Consider the following 12,324-nt stretch of genomic DNA (forward strand, 5'->3'; position numbering starts at 1 on the left):
ACCAAGCAACAAACCCAAGCCGTCAGGTACCAACGCTATGGTATCTGTCAAGGCCAAGCAAGAAAGAGCGCAGGGTGGATGCCTTGGCACTAAGAGCCGATGAAAGACGTGATAAGCTGCGAAAAGCTTCGGGGAGGAGCAAATATCCTATGAGCCGGAGATATCTGAATGGGGAAACCCACATGAGCAAACCTCATGTATCCATACGCCAATCCATAACGTATGGAAGGGAACCGGGGGAACTGAAACATCTAAGTACCCCGAGGAGAAGAAAGAAAACTCGATTTCCTAAGTAGCGGCGAGCGAACGGGAAAGAGCCTAAACCGCCATGCGTGCATGGCGGGGTTCGGACTGCATAAGTGATTCGTTGAGGATAATGGAATGGTTTTGGGAAAGCCAGCCAGAGAGGGTGAAAGCCCCGTACATGAAATCCAAGATGACATGGCAGGATCCAGAGTACCACGAGACACGAGAAACCTTGTGGGAACGCGCGGGGACCACCCCGTAAGGCTAAATACTCCTTAGTGACCGATAGTGCATAGTACTGTGAAGGAAAGGTGAAAAGGACCCCGGGAGGGGAGTGAAAGAGAACCTGAAACCCTGTGTTTACAAGCTGTGGAACCTCTTTATATGAGGGACCGCGTACTTTTTGTAGAACGGTCCGGCGAGTTGTGCATACTGGCAAGGTTAAGCGTCTAAGACGCGGAGCCGTAGGGAAACCAAGTCTTAAAAGGGCCAGAGTCAGTATGTGCAGACCCGAAACCGGGTGATCTATCCATGTCCAGGTTGAAGCTGCCGTAAGAGGTAGTGGAGGACCGAACGCACATCCGTTGAAAAGGGTGGCGATGAGGTGTGGATAGGGGAGAAATTCCAATCGAACCCGGAGATAGCTGGTTCTCCTCGAAATAGCTTTAGGGCTAGCCTCGGTATAGATTCATGGAGGTAGAGCACTGAATTTCCTAGGGGGCGTCAAAGCCTACCGAAGAATATCAAACTCCGAATGCCATCGAACCGATTACCGGGAGTCAGACTATACGAGATAAGTTGGATAGTCAAAAGGGAAAGAGCCCAGACCTCCAGCTAAGGTCCCAAAGTACGTGTTAAGTGGAAAAGGATGTGGGATTTCAAAGACAACCAGGATGTTGGCTCAGAAGCAGCCACACATTCAAAGAGTGCGTAATAGCTCACTGGTCGAGAGGTCCTGCGCCGAAAATGTCCGGGGCTGAAACACGACACCGAAGCTGAGGAATGACATAGTCATTGGTAGAGGAGCATTGAATGCGGGAAGAAGCAGTACCGTAAGGAGCTGTGGACTGCATTGAAGAGAGAATGCCGGAATGAGTAGCGAGAACAAGGTGGGAATCCTTGTGGCCGAATATCTAAGGTTTCCAGGGTAAAGCTGATCTGCCCTGGGTAAGTCGGGGCCTAAGGCGAGGGCGAGAGCCGTAGCCGATGGACAACAGGTTGAGATTCCTGTACTGCGATATAACAGAACTGTGGGGACACGTGTGGAGAGCACAACCCGGGAATGGAATCCCGGGGCAAGCGAGGTAGGAGTCACATAGGAAAATCCGTGTGGCAATCCGAAGACGTGATGCGTACCGAACTAAAGTAGGGAAGTGTGTGAGCCATGCGTCAAGAAAAGCCGCTATTGTTTATATCGTACCCGTACCGTAAACCGACACAGGTGGATGAGGAGAGAATCCTAAGGCCGACGGAAGAAGCATTGCCAAGGAACTCGGCAAAATGACCCCGTAACTTCGGGAGAAGGGGTGCCAGGGAGACCTGGCCGCAGAGAATAGGCTCAAGCAACTGTTTAGCAAAAACACAGGTCTATGCGAAACCGAAAGGTGAGGTATATGGGCTGACGCCTGCCCGGTGCTGGAAGGTTAAGAGGAGATGTCAGGAGACGAAGCATTGAATTTAAGCCCCAGTAAACGGCGGCCGTAACTATAACGGTCCTAAGGTAGCGAAATTCCTTGTCGGGTAAGTTCCGACCCGCACGAAAGGCGTAATGATTTGAGCGCTGTCTCGGCAATGCATCCGGTGAAATTGAAGTACCAGTGAAGATGCTGGTTACCTGCGCCAGGACGGAAAGACCCCATGGAGCTTTACTCCAGTTTGGTACTGGGGTCCGGTATTGCATGTACAGGATAGGTGGGAGGCTTTGAAGGCATGACGCCAGTTGTGCTGGAGCCAATGTTGGGATACCACCCTTGCAGTATTGGGCTTCTAACCATCCGCCGTGACCCGGCGGTGGGACAATGCCAGGCGGGGAGTTTGACTGGGGCGGTCGCCTCCGAAAGAGTATCGGAGGCGCCCAAAGGTTCCCTCAGAATGGTTGGAAACCATTCGCAGAGTGCAAAGGCAGAAGGGAGCTTGACTGCGACACCGACGGGTGGAGCAGGTACGAAAGTAGGGCTTAGTGATCCGGTGGTATTAAGTGGGAATGCCATCGCTCAACGGATAAAAGCTACCCTGGGGATAACAGGCTTATCACTCCCAAGAGTTCACATCGACGGAGTGGTTTGGCACCTCGATGTCGGCTCATCGCATCCTGGGGCTGTAGTAGGTCCCAAGGGTTGGGCTGTTCGCCCATTAAAGCGGTACGCGAGCTGGGTTCAGAACGTCGTGAGACAGTTCGGTCCCTATCCGGCGTGGGCGTAGGATATTTGAGAGGAGCTGTCCTTAGTACGAGAGGACCGGGATGGACGGGCCGCTGGTGTACCTGTTGCAGTGCCAACTGCATGGCAGGGTAGCCAAGCCTGGAAGGGATAAACGCTGAAGGCATCTAAGCGTGAAGCCCCCCTCAAGATGAGATATCCCATTCTATAAAGAAGTAAGACCCCTTGAAGACGACGAGGTGGATAGGGCAGAGGTGGAAGTGCAGCAATGTATGGAGCTGACTGCTACTAATCGGTCGAGGGCTTGACCTAAGCACGAAAGTGCGAACGGCGGGTAAGAAAAAAAGGTTTTTGTGTTTTGTATATGCGGTTTTGAAGATACATGAGAGAGATATCCTATGAGCAGAATTGTTCGTAGGATTTTTTTGTTATATAGAAAACGCTCTTTGGCGTGAGGATTTGTAAATTGAATAAAGTAAAAACCACAGTGTACCTGTAAAAGCAGGTGTACTGTGGTTTTTTGAATTTCATGGATTAATGTTTTTCACGCCTCAAATCTTTGGAGAAAAAAAGTATTGCCAGTCCCAGAAGAAATACACAGATATTAAAATAGAAGGGATACGACGGATTCAGGTCATATAACCATCCGATCAAGCTGCCGAACGGAACAGAGAGGGCGATCATCAGCATGTTATAAAGAGCATATATTCTGGAACGTTCTTTTTCATCTACAAACAAAGCCATAAGAGCATCCTTTCGGGGAATGACGATAGCGTAAGCTGAGGATTCCAGGATTGTGTATAACATAACAAGCAGAAGGTTTTTCTGTGGACAGAGGATCAGGAGTATATGGCTGGCGATATAAATAAAAAATCCGATGATCATGGAATTTCTGATTCTGAGCCGGTGAAACAAATTCTGCAGGAACACCACGAATAAGATCATGATGATGGTCCTTATAAGCGGGAATACGGCCACCAGTTCTTCGGAGATATACAGACTCTCTGTTATATAAAGCGAGAAAAAGTTGGTCGTCGCAATCAGCAATATATTAGTTAATGTCATGATGTAAACCACAAGGCGCATCCTGGATGAACGTATGATCTGAAAGAAGATATCCTTATATCCTGTCAACATGGAAAAATAGGACATATTCTTTGTCTCCTCCATACGCTGCCTGCCAATCTCGGTTTCTCCTCCAAATTTGTAAAGGAGTAGAAATTTGGCTGTCATGGATATTCCTGAAAGGAAGAAGATCACACGAAATACGGACACCAGGTCATATATTTTCAGCAGCCAGATGGAGATAGGGGCAAAGAATACGGACAGCATACCGCATATCTGTATCAAAGTAAAAGCATTGGTAATATGTTTTGGAGGACAATCTTCTATAAACAGACAGTTCCATGAGGTATTGGTGATCTGAAAAGAGGCGTTGACAGCCGCCGCGATCAGAAAGTGCCAGAAATTCTGGGAGAACGCCCATATAAAACAGGGGATACTCCAGGATATGGTGTCAAAGATCACAGTTGCCTTTCGCCGCCCCATTTTGTCAGTCAGGGCACCGCCGATAAAGGCGAAGAAAACCTGGAGCAGGAAACCCAGGGAAAGGGTAGTTCCGATTTCCAGACTGGAAAGTCCTATCTTCCGCATATAAAGTGCCTGATACGGAGAAAAAAGGGAATAGGGAATGAACCAAAGCGGCTCTGTACAGATGGACCATTTGGGGTTTCCTTTCAATGCGATGAAAGTCTGTACCAGGACATGATTTCTGATCTTGTTTCGTAAAGGGTAGGATTTCATAGTGTGTAAGCGTTCCTTTTCATCGTTATATTTTGAGTGATCTTTCTCCATTATAAGGAATGTAAACCTTTAAGTAAAGCAGATAATCTCTGAAAAACAGACAAATTTCAAGTGATATTTACTTCCCGGTTCCGGGAGGCAATGATTCCTAAAAAAATGACACCATATTAAAATTTAAGCCATTATCTGTCGTCAGTGCCAGAGATATAATAAAGCCATCTCAACAGGAAACAGCACTGTAAAGAGTGCGGAATGAAAATCAGGAGGAATGAGAAGTATGAAACTAAAAAAAGCAGCGGCAATTACATTGACTGGTGGATTGAAGTGTCCCAGGGCGATGTGGTTTCTTATCTTCCATGTCTGGAAAAGCATAAAGAGGATGAAAATACGGTCTACGGCGGTGAAATCCTTTAAGACAGCCTGCGGGGTTTCGCCTACGGAATACAGGAAAAACACAGCAATCGGAAAATAAAAATTTAAGCCGCACGCACGATCTGAGATCGTCTGTGCGGCTAAACTTTTATATATGCATCCTTCTTCTGACTTCATTTCTAAGCCCGCTTCTTCGCAGGATCGTGATCAATGCCCCGTCAATGATGAGCGAGCATGTGAGCACCACAGCAGACCAGGACAGGAACAAAGGCTCCTGATAATAATTGTGGATCAGCAATTCAATGCCAACGGTCAGGACTGCGATCTCCCCCACGATCACGGCCGCCAGGGAAAGAATGGAACGGTGCCGGTATCTGAGACAGAACGCAAAGATGAGAATGAGCATTGTGACTATGCCTATTATGGGAACCGCCAGATGAAAATACCATCCATTGCCCGGATGCAGCCAAGCGATGATCCCAAAATACATGGCAATACTCAGACCATCCAGAAAAAGGCTCACATAAGGATTGAATCCTGCCGAAAAAAACAGCGGCAGGAAAAAGATCCACAGAACCACACAGATCCCTATCACATAAAGGGACCAGCTTCCGTACTGGAAAATGAACAGATTTAACAGACCGCAGACGACAGCCGTGGCAGCGAGTATGACAGTCATGAGGATTGTAATGTCACTGCGGGGCACTGTCTCCGTGTGGCCTTCCAGCGTAGGAAAGGGTTTGGGAGAACTGGTATCCGGCGGTTGTTTGGGGTTGATAACTTTTGTATTGCACAGGGGGCAGACTTTACAGGTCTTGTCAAGTTCCACCCCACAGTTCACACAGTATGACATAAAGGATTCCTCCAAATTTATTTAATCCTTGGTTTCTCGGTTGCTCTCTATCTTCACATGGATTCCGTCAGATATCAGTTTACGGAAAAATATGCGTTCCACATCAGCTTCCACGATACTGCTGGCAAAATTTATGGTCAGGGTGTTTTCATAACTGACAATGGCGCAGTTGGTTCTTGGGGAAAACGGCTGCCCCATGAGTACATCAAAGCGTTCCACATATTCTTTCATCTCCTCAGGAACCTGTACAATGCCCAGATTTGTCAGTCCTGCTGTGGACTGGCGGTCCTGTACCCGGATATAGAACTGTCTGACTACAAAATCTTTTAAGAACAGCGGTACAATGCGGATGAAAGGACTCTGCTGGGTGGAGGCATTGGTGGTAATGTCAGCATTGAGGAACTTGTTGTTGATATAATACCGCATATAATGGTGCACCTGTACAAGGATCTCCTCGAATGTGTATTCTCCCATTCTGGGGTCTATGGAGGGATATACCATAGTGATAAAATTCCGCAGTGTTATGGAAGGAAAGAATTTGCGCAGGTTTACAGGCAGTGCAAGCTTTACAGGCTTTTCCCGGAATACACGGTCAGCCTTCTGCTTTTCCAGGAGGGAATAGAGGAGCACTGCGTTTAAATATTCGGTGATAGATGCCTTATAGTTTCTGGCAACTTTTAAAACTTCATTCACGGGCATGATGCCGCAGATAATATTCAGCGTATAAAAAGGTTCTTTTGTTCCCCTGACCCGGTAGGCGCTCCCCTGGGTCCGCGCCGGCTTTACTTTTGAGGAGGCATAGCGCAGGTAGGCGTCTTCCAACTCCTCAGGGTCCGGTTCCTGGTGGATATCCAGTACGCCGTCACAACTTGGGATCTCATGCCCCTGCAGACGTAGATACACGGCAGTGATCGTCCGCAGAAGATACAAGGCCCCGTTGCCGTCTGAGAGGGAGTGAAACATTTCCAGGGATATTTTCTTATGGTAATAGTATATCCGGATCATATATCGGTTATTGGCCTTAAAAGACATAGGCATACAGGGATTCACTATGTCCGGCTGGACAAACGGCCCCGGCCTGTCATTGGGTTCCAAATAGCGCCAGAACAGTCCTTTTCTAAGGGCTACCTTGAACACCGGGAAGCGGGGCAGTGCCAAATCCACAGCCTTCTGCAGAAGAACCGGGTCCACTTCCTCCTTCATGATCATGGTGATCCGATAGACACTTGAGAAATTTTTGCGCTGCAGAGTGGGATATACATTTGCAGATAAATCTAATTTGTACCATGTAGCACGGTTTTTGTTTGTTTTTTTCTCCATACGTTTATTATAAGGTGATATGGGGAAATTATCAATAAAAACAGAAAAGAAACCGGAATGGACGTTTGGGCTGTGCTGTGATAGAATGAAACTATGTTGCCAGGAAACCCTATAAGCAGAAGGAGAACCCAATGGAAATTAATCTGAAGAGCAGCCAAAGCCTTATGAAGGCTATTAAAAAGATGCATACACTTGTAGAAAGTCCTGATGTGGAAAAACAGAGGGCATCCCAGGAAAATCTAAGCGGTATCTTCTCAAAAAGCAAAGACATGAAATATGAGAATTTTGATATAGAAGGGATTCCTGCCGAATGGGTCAGTGTAGACCGAAGGCATATGAAAAAATATGTGATACTTTACTGCCACGGCGGCGGATACAACACAGGAAGTTTCCGCTACGCCAGGAGTGTTACCAATAAACTTGCAAGCACCACCTCCATGGATGTGCTCAGCTTTGATTATCGCCTTGCGCCGGAATGCCCCTATCCCGCGGCGTTGGAGGATGCTCTGAAGGTATGGGACTATCTGATGCAGTTTGGATACGGAGCCAGGGATGTGATCGTGGCAGGGGATTCCGCGGGAGGAAATCTGGCCCTTACTCTAGTGCAGAAATTAAAAGAACAGGGCCGTATCCTTCCAAGGGGCATCATCCTGTTCTCTCCGTGGACGGACCTTACAAAGAGCGGAAGATCACATGAGCTGAAGGCTGAGATCGACCCGATTCTTTCAGAGGAATATATAGACAAGGCAGTCCGGGACTACGCGGAGGGGCGGGAGCTGCATGATCCGTTGATCTCTCCCCTGTTTGCGGATTTCACCGGGTTTCCCCCTGCCTATATTCAGGTGGGCGAGAATGAGATCCTTCTCTCTGATTCTCTAAACCTGCAGAAAAGGCTACGAAAATACCATGTGCAGGTACAGCTGGACTATTACACCGGTATGTGGCATGTTTTCCAGATGTCACCTTTTAAAGCTGCCTATGATGCTATGGACCAGGTGGCTGAATTTATCTTTGATATCTGCAGATAGGCGGCATTCTGTGTTCAGTGACATCAGATATAATCCAGGATATAGCAGCCCATCATCAGGTACAGCCGAGTCATAAAATCATCCAGATTTGCCCCTGTAAGCTGTGTGATGCGGTTCAGGCGGTGGGGCAGGGTGCTCCGGTTGATCTTGAGGAGCTGGGCGGTGAGGGTGCTGTTCCGCTCATTCATGAGGTAGGTCTTTAAAGTCTCGTACAGCTCCGTGCCGTGTTCCCTGTCATAATGACGGAGCTGGTGCAGGGTATCCGGAGCGATACTCTCTTTCGTAAAATCCCCGGTGCCCTCCAGGAGCCAATACTTCAATACATAGTCCTGAAACTCATTATACCAGTGAGGCACCTGTTCCATCTGGCTGTAGCTGAGTGCGATCTGCGCCTGCTTCAGATGGATGGACAGGGTGGAAAAACCCCGGAATGGAAAGGATACCCCCATGCGGAGCAGCCCTTCCCGGATAATATAGGACATTTTCATGCGCAGATCCTGAGGCGTGATCTGACTTTTGCCGGTGTTGACCAGCAGGTAAATATGTCCCTTATAGTAGCAGGCTTGACATGCCTCAATCCGTTCCTCTATTTCGTTGCAGATACTGTATACGGAAAGTTTTGTCACATCTGTGCTCTCAAAGGAGATGATGCCGCACAGATACTGGTCTGCTTCCTTCCATCCCAGCAGCTCCAGCTTGCGGCTCATATCCAGACGGTCTGTCTCAGTGCCGCTGATGGTATCTATGATCAGCTTTTCCAGAGGGTGCCGCTCGTCTTCCCCCGCATCATTACGTCTCAGAAGTGCCAATTTGATGATTTCTGCAAAATAGGAGGCTACATAGAGCTGCCCCCGTGTCACGGGTGTTTCCATTTCTGAGATAATAAACCGTCCCCTGTAATTCCCGTTCATCCATAAATTTACATAGATACAGCGGTCATTGTTAAAATCGCTGTCCCAGAACTGCCCTCCTGAGGTGGACAGTGTTTTTTTGTATGCCGGGCTTGTCCTAAAAAAATTAATGGTATTCAAATCCTGCATGTACCGTTTGGTCTGCTCGTTATAGGTAAAATTAAGAGCGCCCTCAAAATGGCGGGGACAGGCCAGTATATGAAAGTATTCATCATGAATGAATACAGGATTGTGAAAATGCTCCAGCGCTGCCACGGTAATGTCATATAGGCTTCCGTCCCGGTTCAAAATGTCATTGAGCTTTCTTTCAAGATGGGAGTAGGAGACAAAGATCTGCTGCAGGGCATTAAAGATTTCCGTCACAGGCATGGTTTCCGGAAAGATAAGGCAGCAGCAGGAGTCATGGATATTTTCTTTTGCAGGTTGCCCAACCACCGCCAGAAAACCGTGGTGCAGCAAAAAGGGATGGGAGGCCAGGATCTTACAATCTGCAAGATATAGAAAGGTATGTGATAAATCCTGCTGACCAGTATAGAACTGTATGCCGGACAGACAGGGTTCCTCGTCTGCCGGAAGCAGGGAAACCGGAATTTCACGTTCTTTCAGTTTCTCATACAAGATCTGCATACTCAGCAGAAGGCCTGCGGGTGAGTTGTGATTCTCAGTCATGGTATTTCCCTCCGGGTTTTGATAAATACGGCAAAATCCATCCATCTTCCGGCAAAGGCCATGCAGGCCGGCCGGAAGATGGACGGATCAAAAAATCTTCTCCTATTTAGTATTCTATCGTAACAGAGGACTTTTTACCAGAGGTGTTTTTATCTTTCCTGATCTAATTTATAACCAAATGCCAGTATGATGGCTCCTATAAGGATCACAACAGCGGGAATGATCATAAATCCCATACTGATGCCTCTCTGAAGCTGCGGGGTCGCCATGGACGGGTCCAAATCGGAGTTAAACTGGGCAAGTGCCAGACAGGCGGATATGAGAATACCTCTCGACACAATCCCTATTTTGATGGGAACGGTCAAAAGTCCCATAACCGTTCCGGTTACGTCATAACCCAGTTTTTTGCCGCTGTAGGCAGCACAGTTTGAGAAAAGTTCCGGGTCACAGGCATTGGTCAGAACCAGTATGAACATGACTGCGCACATGGCGGCCATGACCACCCAGGTCTGGCTGTAGGCAAAGAAAGCACCTGTAGCGATCACTGCCATCAGAAAGTAGGAACATACCACAGTCTTTTTTGCGGTAAATCTGGCAACAATGAATTTTGATACATAGGAGGCAACAACGCCCAGCAGATTGGCTGCGAAGACAAAGGTGGTCAGCAGGGCCGCGTTTTTGCTTATGTATGTAAAATAATAGATAGCCAGTCCGTTTACAAGGAAAAGCACAATATATTTTGTGATACAGGACAAAAACAGCCACAGCAGATGGGGATTGCAGCGGATGGCATCAAGGGCGCGTACCTTTGGGGCATCCTTGGCAGTTTCGGCGGTTTTCGCCTGCCGGTCCATTTGGCAAAGTTCTTCCTCCCCGGTCATCTCATAGCCTTTAAACATATTGAAATGGGCATAAAATCCGGCAGCCATCAACGCGGAGAATGCGAAAGCCGTGGCAGCGTAAGAATTTTTCTCCCCGATCCACGCGGCAAAAACGGAAACTGCCGCAGGCCCTGCGTAGGAATACACCACAGAGGCAAGGGATGTCCATACCATTCTGGTCGAGGACAGCGTCATTCTCTCCTCAGGCGTCTTCCCTGCAATATTGATCATGGAAATGTTGGCTATAAAAGGTATATTCCACGCAATACGGCTGGTGATCATAGCTGCCGTTACGAAGATGGCAGCTGCCAGCCCGTTGCCGATCTTTATGAACTGCATGGCATACAGGAAAGGGACCATCCAGGGTGTCAGAATAAGCCAAGAGCGGTAACGTCCCCATTTTTTAGGCTTTATCTTGTTCAGGAACGGACCATACAGGCAGGAGAGGATGGCATCCACAACTGCGGAGATGGTCGTCATCACTGTGATAACACCCAGTGAAAATTTAGCAATATTGGTAAAAAAGTAAGTGGCATAAAAGGTATCAATATTGGACATCAGTGTAAAGCCAAAATCACCCACACCGAAGAACCGTTTAAGCGAGTTGCTCAGACCATTCCGTTCTTTTTTCTCAGGCATTTATCCATCTCCTTCCGGGTCATGCGTCTCTGTCAGAAAACTTTACCGCTGACCTTTGCGATTTCTTCTGTGATCGTCTCGTATACGCCTGGGAAAATAGATTCCGGGCCGCCCATGGTGTTGCAGGGGATAAAGAATTTTGTTCCGTTTTCTTTGCAGACACGTGCCACTTCCTGGGCAATGTGCTCTCTGCTCCAGTCTTCCCTGTCCACTTCACCGCTGTCAATGCCGCCCATGAATGTGATCTGGCCGCCGTATTTTTCCACCAGCTCCGGAATGTTGTTGGTGCTCATGACGCCCTGCCAGATGTCCACACCCATCTCGATCATGGAAGGAACCAGATTGGCAGCATAGGAGTCAGAGTGATGGATCACAACTTCAACGCCGTGTTCTTTATAATATCCGTACACTTTCTTGTAAGCAGGCTCATAGAATTCTTTAAACATCTGGGGGGAGATGAAGGAGCTGTTTCTGGAACCCCAGTCATCATGATGGAAAAGGGCATCCGGTTTTAAGTATTTGCAGATTTCTTCCGCATAGGCCAGTTCCCAGTCCGTGATGTAGTCGATCAGCTCATGCATATAATCCGGCTCCTCATAGAACTGGATCAGGCAGTTCTGGATCTCCAGAAGATAATGGCACTGTTCAAAGATACCGGGAGCCACAAAGGGAGCAACAAAGTATTCATCACGGTCGATTTTTTCCGCTTCAGCAACAAATGGTGCCCACTCCTCAGCGGAGAATTTCACATTGGGCGCTTTCACATAGTCTCTCCAGTGGGTGATATCTTTACATACAATATGTTCTTCATCATGGACCGGGAAAGGACCGGGCATTCCTTCCGGGAAGGAAATGGTAACACCCCATGCATTTTTTACGTTTGGGCCGCCTTTTGCGGGCATGGAATTTCTTACAGAATAAGGTGTTCCGTAAAGCAGGGCAATGGCTTCATACTGATTCACGTATCTGTCAGGATGACCTCCGCGGATGGTTTCTAATAAATTCTGTCTTTTTGATAACATAGTGTAAACTCCTTTCTCTTTTTGAATATCCGATGGTTTATACTAACATTATAGGGGATGGCTCTTATGTGCACAATTAATCAAATATGGGAAATTATGAAGAGAATATTAGACAAAATGATGGTTTCAGGTTTGTTGTAGTATTAGGAACTGAAAACTAACAAAAATCTAACATAGTATTTGTTATCCTCATACAGAAGAC

Annotated in this window: 8 protein-coding genes and 1 rRNA gene; 3 read left to right on the forward strand and 6 right to left on the reverse strand. The window is 47.5% G+C overall.

The annotated features are described in order from the left end of the window. Positions 1-51 precede the first annotated feature (51 nt). Positions 52-2,936, forward strand: a 23S ribosomal RNA gene (locus tag CI595_RS10740). A gap of 222 nt (positions 2,937-3,158) precedes the next feature. Here the strand turns inward: CI595_RS10740 and CI595_RS10745 are convergent. Then, the gene (locus tag CI595_RS10745) at positions 3,159-4,478 is read right to left on the reverse strand and encodes an MFS transporter (RefSeq protein ID WP_095173273.1); all 1,320 of its coding nucleotides are present in this window, start codon (positions 4,476-4,478) and stop codon (positions 3,159-3,161) included. A 201-nt stretch (positions 4,479-4,679) separates the two neighbouring features. On the opposite strand from CI595_RS10745, the gene CI595_RS26040 reads away from it, so the two are divergent. After that, the gene (locus CI595_RS26040; protein WP_156087465.1) at positions 4,680-4,841 is read left to right on the forward strand and encodes a hypothetical protein; all 162 of its coding nucleotides are present in this window, start codon (positions 4,680-4,682) and stop codon (positions 4,839-4,841) included. Between the two features lie 106 nt (positions 4,842-4,947). On the opposite strand, the gene CI595_RS10750 is transcribed toward CI595_RS26040, so the two are convergent. Next, a complete protein-coding gene (locus CI595_RS10750; RefSeq protein WP_095173274.1) occupies positions 4,948-5,652 on the reverse strand; it encodes a DUF6320 domain-containing protein in 705 nt (234 codons plus the stop codon). 21 nt (positions 5,653-5,673) lie between these two features. Beyond that, positions 5,674-6,972 (reverse strand): alcohol acetyltransferase, encoded by a 1,299-nt coding sequence (locus CI595_RS10755; protein WP_095173275.1) that lies wholly within the window; start codon positions 6,970-6,972, stop codon positions 5,674-5,676. A 131-nt stretch (positions 6,973-7,103) separates the two neighbouring features. On the opposite strand from CI595_RS10755, the gene CI595_RS10760 reads away from it, so the two are divergent. Beyond that, positions 7,104-8,000 (forward strand): alpha/beta hydrolase, encoded by an 897-nt coding sequence (locus CI595_RS10760; protein ID WP_095173276.1) that lies wholly within the window; start codon positions 7,104-7,106, stop codon positions 7,998-8,000. A 23-nt stretch (positions 8,001-8,023) separates the two neighbouring features. Here CI595_RS10760 and CI595_RS10765 read toward each other — a convergent pair whose 3' ends face one another. The 3 genes from CI595_RS10765 to CI595_RS10775 all read right to left on the reverse strand — a co-directional run bounded on the left by CI595_RS10765 (position 8,024) and on the right by CI595_RS10775 (position 12,122). Further along, positions 8,024-9,580 carry a PucR family transcriptional regulator gene (locus tag CI595_RS10765; RefSeq protein ID WP_162291852.1) on the reverse strand — a complete coding sequence of 519 codons (1,557 nt, stop codon included), beginning with the start codon at positions 9,578-9,580 and terminating at the stop codon, positions 8,024-8,026. 149 nt (positions 9,581-9,729) lie between these two features. Next, a complete protein-coding gene (locus CI595_RS10770) occupies positions 9,730-11,100 on the reverse strand; it encodes an MFS transporter (protein ID WP_095173278.1) in 1,371 nt (456 codons plus the stop codon). Between the two features lie 32 nt (positions 11,101-11,132). Continuing rightward, positions 11,133-12,122, reverse strand: coding sequence for a uroporphyrinogen decarboxylase family protein (locus CI595_RS10775; RefSeq protein ID WP_095173279.1), 990 nt, complete (start codon positions 12,120-12,122; stop codon positions 11,133-11,135). Positions 12,123-12,324 lie beyond the last annotated feature (202 nt).

It is taken from the genome of Blautia hominis (assembly GCA_002270465.1).
In the GTDB taxonomy this organism is placed as follows: Bacteria; Bacillota; Clostridia; order Lachnospirales; family Lachnospiraceae; genus Blautia; species Blautia hominis.

Coding starts and splice junctions, on each gene's coding strand:
- CI595_RS10745 (WP_095173273.1), bottom strand. CDS start 4,478: ATGGAGAAAGATCACTCAAAATATAACGATGAAAAGGAACGCTTACAC.
- CI595_RS26040 (WP_156087465.1), top strand. CDS start 4,680: ATGAAAATCAGGAGGAATGAGAAGTATGAAACTAAAAAAAGCAGCGGC.
- CI595_RS10750 (WP_095173274.1), bottom strand. CDS start 5,652: ATGTCATACTGTGTGAACTGTGGGGTGGAACTTGACAAGACCTGTAAA.
- CI595_RS10755 (WP_095173275.1), bottom strand. CDS start 6,972: ATGGAGAAAAAAACAAACAAAAACCGTGCTACATGGTACAAATTAGAT.
- CI595_RS10760 (WP_095173276.1), top strand. CDS start 7,104: ATGGAAATTAATCTGAAGAGCAGCCAAAGCCTTATGAAGGCTATTAAA.
- CI595_RS10765 (WP_162291852.1), bottom strand. CDS start 9,580: ATGACTGAGAATCACAACTCACCCGCAGGCCTTCTGCTGAGTATGCAG.
- CI595_RS10770 (WP_095173278.1), bottom strand. CDS start 11,100: ATGCCTGAGAAAAAAGAACGGAATGGTCTGAGCAACTCGCTTAAACGG.
- CI595_RS10775 (WP_095173279.1), bottom strand. CDS start 12,122: ATGTTATCAAAAAGACAGAATTTATTAGAAACCATCCGCGGAGGTCAT.